Origin of the sequence: Mesorhizobium sp. IMUNJ 23232, assembly GCF_044326205.1 — a bacterium.
Lineage (GTDB): Bacteria > Pseudomonadota > Alphaproteobacteria > Rhizobiales > Rhizobiaceae > Kumtagia.
This window is the reverse complement of record NZ_JBIRCY010000002.1, coordinates 24,017-39,355: the sequence shown is the minus strand read 5'-3', so window position 1 is coordinate 39,355 and position 15,339 is coordinate 24,017. Positions and strand designations below refer to the sequence as shown.

The following is a 15,339-nucleotide window of genomic DNA, read 5'->3' as shown; positions in this document are numbered from 1 at the left end:
GCCCGCCAATTCTGTTCGCCTTCAGTGGAAGGAGGCGCGGGCGGCCATCGACAGCGTGCCGCGGCGGCGCGCGCAGGCCGGTCCCGGTCCGCGCATGTAGTGCCGCTCCGGCCTGTAGGTCGGTGCGATGAATTCGCGAATAGCGAAGGCGTAAGTCGAAAGACTTGTCCAGAACGTCATTTTCTTAGATCCCTGTCCCTCGGATGTCCCGTCCGATTGGGGAGACATCTTAGCCGGCACTTCTGAATCCTCCGTGAACGACATGTTAATCTCGTGCCGAAAACCCGTTGCATCGTGGCAAAAAGTCGGTTTTGACGCGGTCTTTTGACGGCTTGTGACCGTTTTTGCCTTGGTGTGACTTTCACACCACATGGTTTCCTGCCGATGCCGCCGTTACGGGCTCAGGTTTCCGGGTCGTTACGAAACACCGCAGGCGCGGCTACAAAGAAATCGGCGGGCGGCAGGAACCGCCGTTTGTCCAGCACGTTGCGGGATCAACCGGCGCCGCCGGCCAGGCCAGGTGCGGCGAGGGCACCTCCTGACCGTTTCATCACAATCCGAAACAGGAAGGGACAAGAGCCATGGGCTTTTTCTCCAAGGACATCAAGACACTCGACGACCTCTTCGTGCACACGTTGCGCGACATCTATTACGCTGAAAAGCAGATCGAGAAGGCGCTGCCGAAGATGATCGACAAGGCGACCAATCCGAACCTCAAGGCCGGCTTCGAGAAACACCTGAAGGAAACGGAAGGTCATATTGCGCGGGTCGAGGAAGTGTTCGAACTGCATGGCGTCAAGGCCAAGCAGGTGAACTGCCCGGCGATCGACGGCATTCTGGAGGAAGCTGACGAACTGGCCGGCGACATCGCCGACAAGAAGGTGCTGGACGCCGGGTTGATCGCCGCCGCGCAGGCCGTGGAGCACTACGAGATCACGCGCTACGGCACGCTGATCGCCTGGGCCAAGGAACTCGGCCGTTCGGACTGCGCGGCGGTGCTCGCCAAGAACCTCAAGGAAGAGGAAGCAACCGACAAGAAGCTCACGCAGATGGCCGAAAGCAGCGTGAACCTGCAGGCTGCCGAGTAGCGCGGCCAAAGCCTATCCGACACAATCGGGAAGGCCGGTGCGCGAGCGCCGGCCTTCTCTACGACAAAAAGGTCTTTTCGAACACCTTGCGCCCCGGCGGCGTAAATCGCACGACGCGGCTTTCCGGGTCGCGGCGCGCCCATTTTTCCGCAAGGATGCGGTCGAGGATGGCGGCGCCCAGCGCGCCGGCCAGATGCGAGCGGCGCACGCTCCAGTCGAGGCAGGCGCGGCAGACCGGTCGCCTTTTGCCGGGTAGATTTGAAAGATCGATACCGGAATCGGCAAAAAACACCGGCCCGGCGCTGCCCATCGCCACGTCCTCGCCTTCACGCTGGAGAATTCCGCGCGCGACAAAACCGTCAAGCATCGCGACCGCCTGGTCGCCGGCGAGATGGTCGTAGCAGACCCGCGCCTCACGCATCGAAGCGTCGCGCGGGCCTGGGCGGGCGCGTTTCGGGCCGGCCGCCTCGGCTACGCCCATGATGGATTCCAGCATGGCCGCGACCTGCGGCCCGGCGAGCCGGAAATAGCGGTGCCGGCCCTGGCTCGACTGTGTCAGCAATCCACCCTCGCCAAGTTTCGCCAGATGTGAACTCGCGGTCGGCAGGCCGACGCCGGCCTCCATTGCAAGCTCGCTGGCGGTGAGTGCGGCACCGCCCATCAGCGCCGTCAGCATGTTTGCTCGCGCCGGGTCTCCGACCAGGCTGGCGATGCGGGCAATGTCGGGTCCTTCGCGCATGGTTCGATCCTAGTCGAAGTATTCTGGTTGGCAATGGATAACCGGCCGGTATCGGCCCAGGGGGATGACCATGCGGACATATCCTGACAGCTTTTCCATTGCTTGCCGGCCAGTCTTCCGTTGGCGCACTCAGGCGTTGCCGATCAGCACGCCGGCACCGAACACAAGCGCCCCGCCCAGCACCACCTGCAGCGCTGCCCGCAGGAACGGCGTTTCCATGAAACGGTTCTGGATGAAGGCGATCGCCCAGAGTTCGATGAAGACCACGGCGGCCGCCACCGTCGTCGCCGTCCAGAAGTCGGGGATCAGGTAGGGCAGGGCGTGCCCCAGCCCGCCGATCGCCGTCATGATGCCCGACGACAGGCCGCGCGTGACTGGCGAGCCGCGCCCTGACAGTTTGCCGTCGTCATGCGCGGCTTCGGTGAATCCCATGGAAATGCCGGCGCCGACCGAAGCCGACAGCCCGACCAGAAAAGTCTGCCAGGTGTCGCCGGTGGCGAAGGCGGCGGCGAAGATCGGCGCCAGCGTGGAGACCGAACCGTCCATCAGGCCGGCCAGGCCCGGTTGCACATAGGTGAGGATGAATTTTCGCCGCTCGTCCGCCTGTTCCTGTTTGCGTACGGCCTCGGGCAGATGCGCGCCGCCGAGGCGGCGGGCAAGCGATTCATGGCCCGTTTCCGCTGCCGCCAGGTCGCCCAGCAGTTTTCGCGTGCCGGCGTCCTGAGTGCGTTTCGCGGCCTCCTCGTAGAAGAGCCGCGCCGAATGCTCCATGCGCTCGGCCTGCACGCGGACCGTTTCGAGGCCGAGCGGGCGCATCAGCCAGTCGGGCCTGCGGTCATAGTAGCCGCTCACATGCTCGCGGCGGATCAGCGGGATGCGCTCGCCGAAGCGTTTTCGATGCAGGTCGATCAGCACGCCGCGATGCCGGTCCTCCTCGTCGGCCATGTCGTCGAAAACGGCGGCCGAGTTCGGATAGGCGTCGCGCAGTCCGTCGGCATAGGCGCGATAGATTCGCCCGTCGTCCTCCTCCGACGAGATGGCCAGCGCCAGCACCTCCTGCTCGCTCAGCGACGAGAAGGGCCGGCGGCCAAAACCGAACACGCGCGAAAGCATGCAAATGCACTCCAGTTTAGAATAATTCTAAACTATGGGAAGAGAAGATGTCGATCAAGAATTTCCGGCGGTGTTCGGGCACCCCTTTTTATAGCGAAACGCTTGCCTATATTGGCGAAGGTTCACCTATAGAAAGGACCGCCTGATGGCCGCCGGCAGACAGCCCCTCGACACCAAACCCATCCTTGAATTGATCACCTCCATCGAAGCCGACCTGCTGCGGCTCAGGGCGATGCTGGAGGTTCCGCCGGAGGAGTTCGATCCGGCCAATCCGCACAACAAGACGGCGGAGGGCAAGCTGACGCCGGAAGGCGTCGCCTGCTGCTACCGGATGTTCGACGAGGGCCAGAGCCGCTATTCGGTGGCGCGCGCCATGAAGATCTCCTTCGCCGCGGCCACGCACCGCTTCAAGGCGTGGCGCGAGGCGGGCGGCGCCAAGCGCACAATGTCGCTGATGGGGTGAGGAGCGGTCGGCCGAAGGCCGAGAAAAAGCCAATGATTTGGCTTTTCGAGCGACGAACGCCCGTAGCGAAAGCGAAGGGCAGGAGCGGCCGGCGGAAGCGCCATGCTACGCCAAAAAATCCGCCCTGTGCGGCGTGAAGGAATCGATCAGTCGTCCGGCTTCCAGAGCTTTCACACCGTGCACCACATTCGACGGCGCGATGAAACTGTCGCCGGCCGACAACGTCTCAGTCTTACCGCCGACCGTCACCTCGAAACGGCCTTCGGCGACATAGCTCGCCTGCACATGCGGGTGCGAATGCAGCACGCCGATGCCGCCCTTCTCGAAGGCGAACTCCACCATCATCAGTTCGTCGGTGTGGAGAACGACCCGGCGGCGGTTGCCGTCCGGCGTCGCCGTCCATTCGCCATCCGTGCTTCGCGCGAAAATCCGGGTCTCGGTCATCCGAAAATCCTTATCTTGCCAGCCAGCCGCCATCCACAGGGATCACGGCGCCGTGCATGTATTTGGAGGCCGGCGCCAGCAGGAACACTGCTGCGTCGCCGATGTCGTCCGGCTCGGCCCAGCGGCCGGCCGGGATGCGGGCGAGGATCGCGGTGCTGCGGTCCGGATCGTTGCGCAGCGCCTCGGTGTTGTTGGTGACAACATAGCCCGGCGCGATGGCGTTGACATTGATGCCCTTGGCCGCCCATTCGCAGGCGAGCAGCTTTGTCAGCCCAGCGACGCCATGTTTCGACGCCGTGTAGGAGGCGATACGGATGCCGCCCTGGAAGGACAGGACCGAGCCGATGTTGACGATATTGCCCTTTCGGCCGTCGCCAAGGACATGGCGGCCGAACGCCTGGCAGAGCAGGAAGGTCGTCTTCAGATTGACGTCCATTACCTCGTCCCAGTCGGCGACGCTGAAATCGACCGCGTCGGCTCGGCGGATGATGCCGGCATTGTTGACCAGCCCATCGATCGGGCCGGCGTCTTTGCAGGTGTCGACAAACATTGCCTGCACGGCGGACGTATCGCCGAGATCACAATGAACGGGGTGGAACGCGCTGCCCTCGGCGGCGACCAGCCGGGCGGTCTCGTCCATCGACGAGCGGCCGACGCCGATCACCGATCCTCCGGCGCGCGCCACCGACACGCAAATGCCCTGTCCGATGCCGGTGTTGGCGCCGGTAACCATGATGCGCTTGCCGGCCAGGCTGAAGGCCGCGTTCATCGCATCGATCCCAGCGGCACAGGGTCGACGTCGGTGTAGTCGACATTGTCGCCGGCCATGGCCCAGATGAAGGCATAGTTGGCGGTGCCGCAGCCGGAATGGATCGACCAGACCGGCGACAGAACCGCTTCCTCGTTGGCCATGACGACGTGCCGGGTTTCCGCCGGCTCGCCCATGAAATGGAAGACACGCGCCGTTTCGGCGAGATCGAAATAGAGATAGGCCTCCATGCGCCGGTCGTGCACATGCGCCGGCATGGTGTTCCAGACGGAACCCTTGGCGAGTTGCGTCATGCCGACGACGATCTGGCAGGTTTCGATGGTCGTCGTGAACTGGAAGATGGAGCGCTCGTTGGAGGTTTCCTGGCTGCCAAGGTCGAGGCGCTTCGCGTTCGCGATGGTGAGCAGCTTTGTCGGATAGGTTTTGTGGGCAGGTGCCGAGAGCAGGTAGAACTTCGCTGGGGCTTTCGCATCATCCGACGTGAACGAAACCGTCTCGCCCATGCCGACATAGATCATGTCGCGCGTGCCGAGATCAAAAGTGCCGCTTCCGGTGATGGCCTTGCCCGGCCCGCCGATATTGACCGCGACAAGTTCACGGCGCTCGAGAAAGCTTTTGGTGCCGGTCGGCTTGATTGCTTCAAGAGCGAGCGGCTTGCCGGCGGGCATCGCGCCGCCGACAACCATCCGGTCGTAATGCGTGTAGGTGAGGTTGACGCGGCCCGGCTCGAACAGCCCGCCAATGTGGAAGTTGGAGCGCAGTTCCTCGGTGCCCATGCGGGCCGCCGCCGCCGGGTCGATGGAATGGCGCGTGGAGTAGCTGATGTGACTGTCGGTCATGCCTGTCCCTGAGTATTCGCACGCCAGTCAAGGCGCCGTCCGGCCAAAACTGTAATCGGCTTGCTGGTCGCTCAGTCGCGCACGGTAGCGCTGCTGGCTGGCGGAGAGGTGCATGCGCATGGCGGTGCGCGCCGCGTCGGGGTCGCCCGAGGAGATCGCCCGCAGGATGGCGAGATGCTCCTGCTGGAGGCCCTCCTGGTATTCGCGGGTCAGGACCGAATCCGTGCCCCAGGGCGAGGTCACGTCGCAAGGGATGGCGCGGGTGCCCAGCGCTTCCAGCACATCGACATAGAAGGGATTGTTGGTGGCGGCGGCGATGGCGCGGTGGAAGGCGAAGTCGGATTTTCCTGTCGCCTCGCCAACAGTGATCAGCCGGTCGAACTCGAAAAAAGCTTCCTGGATTTCCGCCAGTTGCGCACCGTTGCGTCGGATGGAGGCAAGTGCGGCGCTCTCGATCTCGATTCCGAGGCGCACTTCCAGCACGTTCAAGGCATGTGAGATCTTGTTGCCGATCTCCAAAGTCAGCGAACTGAAGGCCTGCGCCGGCCGTTCGCGCACGAAGACGCCGGCGCCCTGGCGCGGCTCGACCAGCCCGTCGGCGGCAAGCGTGGCGATCGCCTCGCGGATCACCGTGCGGCTGACGCCGAAAGCTTCGGTCATCTGCGTCTCAGTCGGCAGTTTTTGGCCGACCGGGAACTCACCCGACAGAACCTGCGCGCGCAGCGCCGAGACGACTCGTTCGGAAAGCTTCGGTCTCCGCTCGATGCGCATGTCGGCTGTGAAGTCGGCGGCCATCCTCGCCTCTCACCGGAATGCGTTCGGCAGCCAGAGCGACAGCGCCGGGATGTAGGTCACCAGCATCAGCACGACGACGCCGGCGCCGTAGAACGGCCAGATCGAGCGCATCGCTTCCCACACCGATATCTTGCCGACGGCGCAGGCGACGAACTGGACGCCCCCGACCGGCGGGGTGTTCAGCCCGATGCCATAGTTCAGGATCATGATGACGCCGAAATGCACGGGATCGATGCCATAGGCCGAGACGATCGGCAGGAAGATCGGCGTGGTGATGATGATGGTCGGCCCCATGTCCATGAAAGTGCCGAGCAGCAGCATTATCAGGTTGAGCAGCAGCAGGATGATGATCGGGTTTTCCGAGATCGTCTGCATCCAGGCCACCAGCGTGGCGGGCACTTTCAGGAAGGCCATCAGCCAGGAAAAGGCGGCGGCTGTACCAATGATCAGCAGCACCATCGCCGTCGTGCGCACTGCCCCCATCGTGGCGTGGACGAAGTCGCTCCAGCTCATCTGGCGGTAGACGGTGAGCGTGACCAGCAGCGCGTAGAGCACGGCGACGCACGAACTCTCGGTCGCGGTGAAGATGCCGGAGCGGACGCCGCCGAAGATGATGGCGATGAGGAGCAGGCCCGGCGTGGCGACCGCGAAGAGATAGACGATCGCGCCGAAGCCCGGGAACGGCTCGGTCGGATAACCTCTGCGACGGGCTACGAAATAGGCCGTGACCATCAGCGACGCAGCGAGGAGAAGGCCCGGGATGATGCCTGCCGTGAACAGGTCGGCGATCGAAATCTTCCCGCCGGCCGAGATGGAATAGATGATCATGTTGTGCGAGGGCGGCAGCAGCAGCGCGATGAGCGCCGCCATCGAGGTGACGTTGACCGCATAGTCGGCGCCGTAGCCGCGGGCCTTCATCTGCGGGATCATCAGGCCGCCGACAGCAGCGGCTTCCGCGACCGCCGAACCGGAAATGCCGCCGAACAGCGTCGCGGTGACGATGTTCACCTGACCGAGGCCGCCGCGGATATGGCCGACCAGGGAGGCCGCGAAGGCGACAATGCGCTGTGCGATGCCGCCGCGCACCATCAGGTCGCCCGAATAGATGAAGAACGGGATGGCAAGGAGCGAGAACACGCTCATGCCGGAATTGAGCTGCTGGAATACGACCAGCGGCGGCAGGCCCATATAGAGCACGGTGGCCAGGCTGGCGACGCCGAGGCAGAAGGCGATCGGCGTGCCGATCAGCATCAGCAGCGTGAAGACGCCGAAGAGGATCCACAGTTCCATCGTCAGTTCCTCTTGGCGAGTTCGGCCGCGTCGCGGCGCACTTCCTCGACGTTTTCCAGCTCGACGGCGATCTCTGGCGGCGGCATCTCGTCAAGGATCTCGTCGATCGGCGCACCGCGCAGGCGCAACACCACACGCTCCAGCGCGAACAGCGAAACCAGTGTGCCGCCGGCCACGACCGGGACGTAGTCCCAGCCGCCGGAAATATGCAGGGCGGGCATGACGGTATCCCAGGTCAGGCCGACCAGCTTGCCGCCGTACCAGATCATGCCGATGCCGAAGGCGAGCACGACGAGGTCGGAAATCATGCGCAGCCACTTCTTCGCCGCCGGCGGCAGCACGTAGAGCAGCACGTCGAAGCCCATGTGATTGTTCTCGCGCACGCCGACGGCGGCGCCAAGGAAGATGAACCAGCTCATCAGCATGACGGCGCCGGGCTCGGTCCAGCTCGGCGAATCGTTGAGCACGTATCGGCAGTAGACCTGGTAGGCGACGGTGAACGTCATCACCACCAGGCCGATGCCGGCTAGATAGAGCGCCGCCGTGTTGAGGCGGGAGAGGATGGGGACGCCGGTGCGTAGATCGGTGGTCATTGGATGTTCCTGCGGCGCCCTCACCCTCCCTTGTTGGGAGGATCGGCGCGCGATTGGAGCAACGCGAAAATCGAGAGCCAGGGTGGGGGTAACCTGGCGGTCAGACCCCCGCCCCGATCCGCTTTGCGGATCGACCCTCCCCGCAAGGGGGAGGGTAACCCGGGCTACTGCACCGCCTGCACGTCGGCGACCATCTTCTTCAACACTTCGTCGGTGATGTGCTTCTCGTAGACGGGTTTCATGGCGTCGATAAAACCTTGCTTCTCCGGCGTGGTGATCTGGGCGCCCGCCGCCTCGACGACCTTGCGCGATTCCGCGACCTTGGCGGCCCACAGTTCACGCTGCTTGGCGACGCTGTCCTTGGCGGCCTGCTTGAAGATTTCCTGGTCTTCCGGAGTCAAGGCGTCGAAGGCGGCCTTGTTCATCACAAACACTTCCGGGAGGATAGTGTGCTCGTCGAGCGAATAGTTCTTCGCTACCTCGAAATGCTTGGCGGTGTCGTAGCTCGGAAAATTGTTTTCCGCACCGTCGATGACGCCGGTCTCGATCGCCGAATAGACCTCGCCGTAAGGCATCGGGGTCGCGTTGGCGCCGAGGGCCGCGACCATGTCGACAAAAATGTCGGACTGGATGACGCGAAATTTCAGGCCCTTCATGTCGGCCACCGAACCGATCGGCTTGGTCTTGTTGTAGAAGGAGCGCGCGCCGGCGTCATAGAAGGCGAGCACCACCAGGCCGGCCGGCTCGAAAGCTGCCTTGATCTGGTCGCCGATCGCACCGTCCATGACCTTGTGCATGTGGTCTTCCGAGCGGAAGATGTAGGGCAGGGCGGGAACGATGGTTTCCTTCACCGTGCCGTTGAACGGCGCCATTGAGATGCGGTTCAGCTCGATCACCCCGGAGCGGACCTGTTCGATCGTGTCCTTCTCCTGGCCGAGTTGCGCGGAGTGGTAGACCTCGACGGCATAGCGGCCGCCGGTGCGTTCCTTCACCAGGTCGCCGAAATATTTGACGCCCTCGACGGTCGGATAGCCGTCCGGATGGGTGTCGGACGATTTCAGCACCGTTTGGGCGCCGGCCGACCCGACCATGAAGACCGCGGCGACGCTCGCGGCGGCAAGAAGTTTCGAAAAATGCAGCATGTTCTCCTCCCTTTTTGTTGGTCCCAATGACCCTTCAAAGCCGATACGCTCTTTTCGCCAGCGTATGGGCAAGCTCCGTTGCCAGTTCGTAGGCCTCTTCTTCCCGCAGCCGGTGCTCAGCCACCAGGCGTGCGAGGAATGCACAGTCGACCCGCCGCGCGATGTCGTGGCGCGCCGGAATCGACGGGAAGGCGCGGGTGTCGTCGTTGAAACCCACCGTGTTGTAGAAACCGGCAGTCTCCGTCGTCATCTCGCGGAAGCGGCGCATGCCTTCCGGGCTGTCGTGGAACCACCAGGCGGGGCCGAGCCGCAGCGCCGGGTAGACTCCCGCCAGCGGCGCCAACTCGCGCGCATAGCTGGTCTCGTCCAATGTGAAGGCGATGACGGTCAGGTTGGGCTCCAGCCCGACCGCGTCGAGCAGCGGCCGCAGCGCCGCGACATAGTCCGTATGGGTCGGGATATCGAAACCCTTGTCGCGGCCGAAGCGCGCCATCATCGCGGCCGAGTGGTTGCGCGTCGCGCCCGGATGGATCTGCATGACCAGCCCGTCGTCCAGGCTCATCCTGGCCATCTCGGTCAGCATCTGGGCACGGAACAGGCGGCGCTCGCGCTCGTCGGTCGAGCCGCGGCGGATGCGGTTGAACAGCTCTTCCGCCGCCGCGTCGGACAGGTTCGCAGTCTCGGCGGAGGGGTGGCCATGGTCGCTCGAGGTCGCGCCGTAAGTCTTGAAGAAGGCGCGGCGCGTGCGGTGGGCGTCGAGATAACCTCTCCACAGGCCGGTATCGCAGCCGGTGATGTCGGCAAGCTTATCGAGATTGTCGGAAAAACCCTCGAAATCCGGATCGATCACTGCGTCCGGCCGATAGGCGGTGACGACGCGGCCAGTCCAGCCGCTGTCGCGGATGATCTGGTGCCAGCGCAGATCGTCCAGCGCGCCCTCGGTTGTGGCGATCGCCTCGATGTTGAAGCGCTCGAACAGCGCGCGGGGACGATACTCTTCCGTGGCTAGTTTTTCGGCGATGACGTCATAGGCGACGTCGGCCGTAGCGGCGGTCAGCGGCTCGTCGACGCCGAACAGGTGGGACAGAACGTAGTCCATCCACAGCCGGGTCGGGGTGCCGCGGAAGAGAAAATAGTTTTCGGCGAACAGGCGCCAGATTTTTCGCCCGTCGATCTCGACCGGCGCGCCGTCGAGGCGCGGCACACCGAGGCTTTCCAGCGAAATGCCCTGGCTGAACAGCATGCGGAAGATGTAGTGGTCGGGGACGATCAGCAGCCGCGCCGGATCGGGGAACGGCTCGTTGAGCGCATACCAGCGCGGATCGGTATGCCCGTGCGGGCTGACGATCGGCAGGTCCTTCACCGTGGCGTAGAGGCCGCGCGCGATGGACCGAACGCCCGGCTCGCTCGGGAACAGCAGATCGGGGTCGATCAGTGCATTCATGCGGGTAGCGCCGCTCCTCCTTCGGCCGATCATGGCTAGGGCCGGATAGAGATAATGTCAACATACAAAAATCATAAGGTTGTATGATGACTTCTGTTGCATCGGTGCGGGGCGTCGTGGCATAGGAGAGCGGGAGGGAGCCGGTGGCCACTTTGCATGTTGTATTCTGCGCTGGCGGTGCGGAATTGAGCTGTATGCAGTCGCCGACCTTCGGACGCTGCAGGGAGGATAGATAAAGATGGCTGCAGGCCAAAGGCTCGGCCCGGCAACTTTGCCAACAATCCGTGCGGCGACGGTGCCGGGCTATGACCGCTCGGCGGTCACCGAAGGCATCGTGCATCTCGGCGTCGGCGCCTTCCATCGCGCGCATCAGGCCGTCTATGTCGACGATTGCCTTGGCGCCGGCGAGCGCGACTGGGGCATTACCGGCGTCTCCCTGCGTAGTCCCGACACGCGCGACGCGCTGGCTCCTCAAGACGGGCTCTACACGATTGCGGTGCGCAGCGGCGAGGGCGATGCGCTGCGCGTCATCGGGTCGATGAAATCCCTGCTGGTCGCGCCGGAAGATCCCGGAGCGGTCCTTGCCCGATTGGCCGATCCGCGCGTGCGCATCGTCACGCTGACGGTCACCGAAAAGGCCTATCTGCGCGGCGCTGACGGCAATCTCGATGCCGGCCATGCCGACGTTGTCTGGGACGTCGCCAATCCGGATCGGCCGCGCACGGTGTTCGGCTTCCTGGCCGGTGCGATGGCGCGACGCCGCGCTGCCGGCGTTCCGCCCTTCACCGTGCTCTGCTGCGACAACCTTCCCGCCAATGGCGAGACGGTGCGCCGGCTGATGCTGCAATTCGCCGGGCTTGCCGGTGGCGATCTCGCCGCGTTCATTGAGAACGAAGTGGCATTCCCCTCGACCATGGTCGACCGCATCGTGCCGGCGACGACCGATGCCGACCGCGAGCGCGTTTCCGAGACGCTCGGCGCGAAGGACGCATGGCCGGTGATGACCGAGCCCTTCATGCAGTGGGTGGTGGAAGAGAACTTCCCGACGGGCCGGCCGCGCTGGGAAAAATTCGGCGTGACCATGGTGAAGGACGTGGCGCCATTCGAGGACATGAAGCTCAGGCTGCTCAACGGCGCCCATTCCGGCATCGCCTATCTCGGCCTGCTCACCGGCCACCCGACCGTGGCGGATTCGTTCGGCGATCCGCTCATCCGCGGTTTCGTCGAACGCTACTGGCGGGAGGTGATCCCGACCCTGCCGAAGGATGCGGGCCTCGATACGGATGCCTATACAGCCGCGCTGGCCGAACGCTTCTCCAGCCCGGCGCTGCGCCACCGCACCGCCCAGATCGCCATGGACGGCAGCCAGAAACTGCCGCAGCGCATCATCGCCTCGGCGCGCCTGCGGCTGAGGGAGGGCCAGTCGGTCACTCATCTGATGCTGGTCGCCGCCGCCTGGATCGCCGCCTGCCGGAAGCGCGGGCGCTCACTGCCTGCCGGCCATTTTACAGACCCGCTCGACGCGCGGCTCGCCGATATCTTTGCGAGCACTGGCGAGCCGGCCGAACTGGTCCACGCCGTGTTTGCGGCGGCCGGCTTCTCAGGCGGGGGCGGCGACGCGATGGAAGCAACCGCCACGCGGCATCTGACCACCATTTTTGAGAAGGGCGCGGCCGATGCGATCTCTGCCGCCGCCAAGCAGAGGGCATGACATGAAGCAGACCTGGCGCTGGTTCGGGCCGGACGACACCGTAAAACTCTCGCACGTGCGGCAGGCCGGCGCGACCGGCGTCGTCAGTGCGCTGCATCACCTCAATGACGGGCGCGCCTGGCCGGTCGACGAGATCCTCAAGCGCAAGGCGGAGATCGAGGCGGCCGGGCTGGACTGGCCGATCGTCGAGAGCATCGTGGTGCACGAGGACATCAAGACCCGCACCGGCCGCTGGCGCGACTATGTGGAAAACTACAAGGCGTCGATCCGCGCCGTGGCGTCGGCCGGTATCAAGGTGGTCTGCTACAATTTCATGGCGATCACCGACTGGACGCGCACCGACCTCGACTATCCGATGTGGCATGGCGGCACGGCGCTGCGTTTCGACATGGTCGAATTCTGCGCCTATGACGTGCTGGTCCTCAAGCGGCCTGGCGCGGAGGCCGATCATCCACCGGCGCGCATCGAGGCGGCTCGCCAGCGCCTGGCAAAAATGAGCGAGAGCCAGCTTGCGAAGCTGGAGCAGAATCTCATCGGCTGGGTGCCTGCCCGCGAGTTCATCTTCGACCGCGACAGCTTTCGCCGCGCGCTCGACCTCTACAAGGACGTTACGCGTGAAGGGCTGCGGGAGAACCTGTTCGCCTTCCTGCGCGAGATTGTGCCGGCGGCCGAGGAGGCCGGCGTCAAGATGGCGATCCATCCGGACGATCCGCCATTCCCGCTGTTCGGCCTGCCGCGCATCGTCACCTCGGCCCCGGATGCGCGCGCTCTGATTGCCGCAGCCAAGTCGCCGTCCAACGGCATCACGCTGTGCACCGGGTCCTACGGGGCCAATCCCGACAACGACCTCGTCGCCATGGCGAAGGAATTCGGACCCGACATCCATTTCGCGCATCTGCGCAACGTCACCAAGGAAGGTGATTTTTCCTTCCACGAGGCCGAGCATCTGGAGGGCGACACCGACATGGTGCGGGTGGTGGCGGCGCTGATGGCGGAAGAACGCCGGCGCAAGCAGCAAGGCCGCGCCGACTGGCAGATCCCGCTGCGGCCCGACCATGGCCACGCCATCGTTGACGACATCGGCAAGAAGGTGAACCCCGGCTATTCCTGCATCGGGCGGCTAAGAGGGCTGGCGGAGCTTCGCGGCATCATGCGCACGCTGGAAAACGTGCCTGCCGAGAACTGGCCGCGATGAAGCGCATCGCCGTCATCGGCCTCGGCATGGCGTCGGGGCCGCACGCGAAGAGTCTGCTGGACCTCAAGGACCGGGTCGCGGTGGCCGCCGCTTACAGCCCGACCGAGGCGCGGCGCAAAACCTTCGCCGAGGCTTGGGGTTTGCCGGTGAGCGCCGATCTCGATGCGATCTTCTCCGATTCGTCGATCGACGCGGTGATGGTGCTGACGCCGCCCAATTCGCATCTCGACCTCGTCGAGCGAGCGGCGGCCGCCGGCAAGCATGTGCTCTTGGAAAAGCCGCTCGACATCTCGATGCAGCGTTCCGAGCGGCTGGTTGCGGCTGCCGAGAATGCCGGCGTGAAGCTGGGGGTCGTGCTTCAGCACCGCTTTCGTCCGGTCTCGACGGTTCTCGCCGGCTTGATCGCGGAAGGCCGGCTCGGCGACCTCGTCAGCGCCTCGGCGAAACTCGCCAACTGGCGGCCGCAAAGCTACTATGACCAGCCGGGGCGCGGCACGAAAGCGCGCGACGGCGGCGGGGTGCTGCTGACCCAAGGCATCCACACGCTCGATCTGCTGATTTCGCTCGCCGGCCTGCCTGCCGACGTTTCGGCCTATGCAACCACCACGCCAGTGCACCGAATGGAGACCGAGGATCTCGCCGTCGGTGCCGTCCGCTATGGCAACGGCGCGCTGGGAACGATCCATGCGACCACGACAGCCTTTCCCGGCCTGCCCGACTCCATCGACCTGATCGGCACGAAGGGTACGGCGCGCATTGAGGGCACGAAACTTTATGCCGCCTTCCACGACGGCTTGGATCTGGAGCATGACGATGGCGAGCCTGGCGGCGGGGCCGGCGCCGATCCCATGGCCTTCCCCCATCATCACCATCGCGCCGTGCTGGAGGATTTCCTCGACGCCATCGAGGCCGATGATCCGGCGCGGCAGCCGAAGGTCAGCGGGCGGGAGGCGCTGAAGGTGCATCGTCTCATAGACGCTCTGCTGCGCGCGGCCGAGAGCGGAAAGCGCGAGCACGTCTGAGCGCCCGGCGTTGCCTGCCGACCATCCCCGACCTGTGGCCGAACCGTTCCAAATCGGAGGGATGGCGGCGTCGGGCCCAGTGGCGCCATGCATTTTGCCAGACACGGCAATTTCATTCTCGCACGGATTTCGGTACGGATTGGCATTGCGGCGCCAAGGGAGGAAGCGGATGATACCAGTCAATCCAATGGCCGATGCATCGCGGCAGACGGCCCTCCCGCCGGATATGGATTTTCGGTAGTCCAGGCCATGCCGTCGCTCAGCCTGCGCATCAATCTCGACCCGGACGGGCGCATCGGCCCGGGCAAGATCGAATTGCTCGAACATATCGCCGCCTTCGGTTCGATCTCGGCGGCGGCGCGGCGCATGGACATGTCCTACAAACACGCCTGGGACCTGGTCGAGGAACTGAACCAGTTGTTCGGCAAACCGGTGGTGGCGGCACAGACAGGCGGCAAACGAGGCGGCGGCGCGCAGCTCACGCCGGTCGGGCTGGCCGTCGTCGCGCGATTCCGCGCCATCGAACGCGCCGCCCACGAGGCGGCCGCTCCGCACATGGAAGCGCTGCAGCGCGAGATCGACGCGGCCTGACCAGGTCTGGCCGGAACGGCACAATTGTCGGCCGGGCCGAAAAGCCAACCCCTCTCTTCCGCACTGCAATAAAGGCTTGGCGCAATTCGCCGATTTGTGGA

17 protein-coding genes are annotated in these 15,339 nt (G+C 64.6%); 6 read left to right on the top strand and 11 right to left on the bottom strand.

All coding sequences use genetic code 11. The features are described 5' to 3' along the window. Positions 1-21 precede the first annotated feature (21 nt). Positions 22-180, bottom strand: a complete 159-nt coding sequence (locus tag ACH196_RS02040; protein ID WP_396644505.1) for a hypothetical protein — start codon at positions 178-180, stop codon at positions 22-24. Between the two features lie 401 nt (positions 181-581). Here ACH196_RS02040 and ACH196_RS02035 point away from each other — a divergent pair, with 401 nt between their 5' ends. Next, positions 582-1,088, top strand: coding sequence for a ferritin-like domain-containing protein (locus tag ACH196_RS02035; RefSeq protein ID WP_396644503.1), 507 nt, complete (start codon positions 582-584; stop codon positions 1,086-1,088). 58 nt (positions 1,089-1,146) lie between these two features. Here ACH196_RS02035 and ACH196_RS02030 read toward each other — a convergent pair whose 3' ends face one another. Then, complete coding sequence (locus ACH196_RS02030) at positions 1,147-1,827, bottom strand: ArsR/SmtB family transcription factor (RefSeq protein WP_396644501.1); 681 nt, start codon at positions 1,825-1,827, stop codon at positions 1,147-1,149. 129 nt (positions 1,828-1,956) lie between these two features. Beyond that, complete coding sequence (gene mbfA / locus ACH196_RS02025; RefSeq protein ID WP_396644499.1) at positions 1,957-2,940, bottom strand: iron exporter MbfA; 984 nt, start codon at positions 2,938-2,940, stop codon at positions 1,957-1,959. Between the two features lie 145 nt (positions 2,941-3,085). Between mbfA and ACH196_RS02020 the strand changes: the two genes are divergently transcribed. After that, positions 3,086-3,403 (top strand): hypothetical protein, encoded by a 318-nt coding sequence (locus tag ACH196_RS02020; RefSeq protein ID WP_396644497.1) that lies wholly within the window; start codon positions 3,086-3,088, stop codon positions 3,401-3,403. 105 nt (positions 3,404-3,508) lie between these two features. Here ACH196_RS02020 and ACH196_RS02015 read toward each other — a convergent pair whose 3' ends face one another. The 8 genes from ACH196_RS02015 to uxaC all read right to left on the bottom strand — a co-directional run bounded on the left by ACH196_RS02015 (position 3,509) and on the right by uxaC (position 10,719). Then, a complete protein-coding gene (locus ACH196_RS02015; protein ID WP_396644496.1) occupies positions 3,509-3,847 on the bottom strand; it encodes a cupin domain-containing protein in 339 nt (112 codons plus the stop codon). Between the two features lie 10 nt (positions 3,848-3,857). Next, complete coding sequence (gene kduD / locus ACH196_RS02010; protein WP_396644495.1) at positions 3,858-4,616, bottom strand: 2-dehydro-3-deoxy-D-gluconate 5-dehydrogenase KduD; 759 nt, start codon at positions 4,614-4,616, stop codon at positions 3,858-3,860. Further along, on the bottom strand, positions 4,613-5,455 hold the full coding sequence (gene kduI / locus ACH196_RS02005) for a 5-dehydro-4-deoxy-D-glucuronate isomerase (RefSeq protein WP_396644494.1): 843 nt from the start codon (positions 5,453-5,455) through the stop codon (positions 4,613-4,615). Before kduI ends, kduD begins: the two co-directional genes overlap by 4 nt. Positions 5,456-5,482: 27 nt before the next feature. Continuing rightward, positions 5,483-6,250: a FadR/GntR family transcriptional regulator gene (locus tag ACH196_RS02000; RefSeq protein WP_396644492.1), complete on the bottom strand. Its 768-nt coding sequence runs from the start codon at positions 6,248-6,250 to the stop codon at positions 5,483-5,485. Positions 6,251-6,259: 9 nt separating this feature from the next. Continuing rightward, positions 6,260-7,540 carry a TRAP transporter large permease gene (locus tag ACH196_RS01995; RefSeq protein WP_396644490.1) on the bottom strand — a complete coding sequence of 427 codons (1,281 nt, stop codon included), beginning with the start codon at positions 7,538-7,540 and terminating at the stop codon, positions 6,260-6,262. Between the two features lie 2 nt (positions 7,541-7,542). Then, a complete protein-coding gene (locus ACH196_RS01990) occupies positions 7,543-8,133 on the bottom strand; it encodes a TRAP transporter small permease (RefSeq protein WP_396644488.1) in 591 nt (196 codons plus the stop codon). Positions 8,134-8,297: 164 nt separating this feature from the next. After that, positions 8,298-9,275, bottom strand: coding sequence for a TRAP transporter substrate-binding protein (locus ACH196_RS01985; RefSeq protein ID WP_396644486.1), 978 nt, complete (start codon positions 9,273-9,275; stop codon positions 8,298-8,300). Positions 9,276-9,309: 34 nt separating this feature from the next. Further along, positions 9,310-10,719, bottom strand: coding sequence for a glucuronate isomerase (gene uxaC / locus ACH196_RS01980; protein WP_396644484.1), 1,410 nt, complete (start codon positions 10,717-10,719; stop codon positions 9,310-9,312). Positions 10,720-10,957: 238 nt separating this feature from the next. Between uxaC and ACH196_RS01975 the strand changes: the two genes are divergently transcribed. The 4 genes from ACH196_RS01975 (at position 10,958) to ACH196_RS01960 (ending at position 15,238) form a co-directional block, all read left to right on the top strand. Continuing rightward, the gene (locus tag ACH196_RS01975; RefSeq protein ID WP_396644482.1) at positions 10,958-12,430 is read left to right on the top strand and encodes a mannitol dehydrogenase family protein; all 1,473 of its coding nucleotides are present in this window, start codon (positions 10,958-10,960) and stop codon (positions 12,428-12,430) included. Between the two features lies 1 nt (position 12,431). Continuing rightward, a complete protein-coding gene (gene uxuA / locus ACH196_RS01970; protein ID WP_396644480.1) occupies positions 12,432-13,625 on the top strand; it encodes a mannonate dehydratase in 1,194 nt (397 codons plus the stop codon). Continuing rightward, positions 13,622-14,647: a Gfo/Idh/MocA family protein gene (locus ACH196_RS01965; protein WP_396644478.1), complete on the top strand. Its 1,026-nt coding sequence runs from the start codon at positions 13,622-13,624 to the stop codon at positions 14,645-14,647. Before uxuA ends, ACH196_RS01965 begins: the two co-directional genes overlap by 4 nt. Before the next feature lie 249 nt (positions 14,648-14,896). Next, a complete protein-coding gene (locus tag ACH196_RS01960) occupies positions 14,897-15,238 on the top strand; it encodes a winged helix-turn-helix domain-containing protein (RefSeq protein ID WP_396644477.1) in 342 nt (113 codons plus the stop codon). Positions 15,239-15,339: the final 101 nt, after the last annotated feature.

Excerpts from the sequence above, each read along its gene's own strand:
- ACH196_RS02040 (WP_396644505.1), bottom strand. The coding sequence starts at position 180 with ATGACGTTCTGGACAAGTCTTTCGACTTACGCCTTCGCTATTCGCGAA.
- ACH196_RS02035 (WP_396644503.1), top strand. The coding sequence starts at position 582 with ATGGGCTTTTTCTCCAAGGACATCAAGACACTCGACGACCTCTTCGTG.
- ACH196_RS02030 (WP_396644501.1), bottom strand. The coding sequence starts at position 1,827 with ATGCGCGAAGGACCCGACATTGCCCGCATCGCCAGCCTGGTCGGAGAC.
- mbfA (WP_396644499.1), bottom strand. The coding sequence starts at position 2,940 with ATGCTTTCGCGCGTGTTCGGTTTTGGCCGCCGGCCCTTCTCGTCGCTG.
- ACH196_RS02020 (WP_396644497.1), top strand. The coding sequence starts at position 3,086 with ATGGCCGCCGGCAGACAGCCCCTCGACACCAAACCCATCCTTGAATTG.
- ACH196_RS02015 (WP_396644496.1), bottom strand. The coding sequence starts at position 3,847 with ATGACCGAGACCCGGATTTTCGCGCGAAGCACGGATGGCGAATGGACG.
- kduD (WP_396644495.1), bottom strand. The coding sequence starts at position 4,616 with ATGAACGCGGCCTTCAGCCTGGCCGGCAAGCGCATCATGGTTACCGGC.
- kduI (WP_396644494.1), bottom strand. The coding sequence starts at position 5,455 with ATGACCGACAGTCACATCAGCTACTCCACGCGCCATTCCATCGACCCG.
- ACH196_RS02000 (WP_396644492.1), bottom strand. The coding sequence starts at position 6,250 with ATGGCCGCCGACTTCACAGCCGACATGCGCATCGAGCGGAGACCGAAG.
- ACH196_RS01995 (WP_396644490.1), bottom strand. The coding sequence starts at position 7,540 with ATGGAACTGTGGATCCTCTTCGGCGTCTTCACGCTGCTGATGCTGATC.
- ACH196_RS01990 (WP_396644488.1), bottom strand. The coding sequence starts at position 8,133 with ATGACCACCGATCTACGCACCGGCGTCCCCATCCTCTCCCGCCTCAAC.
- ACH196_RS01985 (WP_396644486.1), bottom strand. The coding sequence starts at position 9,275 with ATGCTGCATTTTTCGAAACTTCTTGCCGCCGCGAGCGTCGCCGCGGTC.
- uxaC (WP_396644484.1), bottom strand. The coding sequence starts at position 10,719 with ATGAATGCACTGATCGACCCCGATCTGCTGTTCCCGAGCGAGCCGGGC.
- ACH196_RS01975 (WP_396644482.1), top strand. The coding sequence starts at position 10,958 with ATGGCTGCAGGCCAAAGGCTCGGCCCGGCAACTTTGCCAACAATCCGT.
- uxuA (WP_396644480.1), top strand. The coding sequence starts at position 12,432 with ATGAAGCAGACCTGGCGCTGGTTCGGGCCGGACGACACCGTAAAACTC.
- ACH196_RS01965 (WP_396644478.1), top strand. The coding sequence starts at position 13,622 with ATGAAGCGCATCGCCGTCATCGGCCTCGGCATGGCGTCGGGGCCGCAC.
- ACH196_RS01960 (WP_396644477.1), top strand. The coding sequence starts at position 14,897 with ATGCCGTCGCTCAGCCTGCGCATCAATCTCGACCCGGACGGGCGCATC.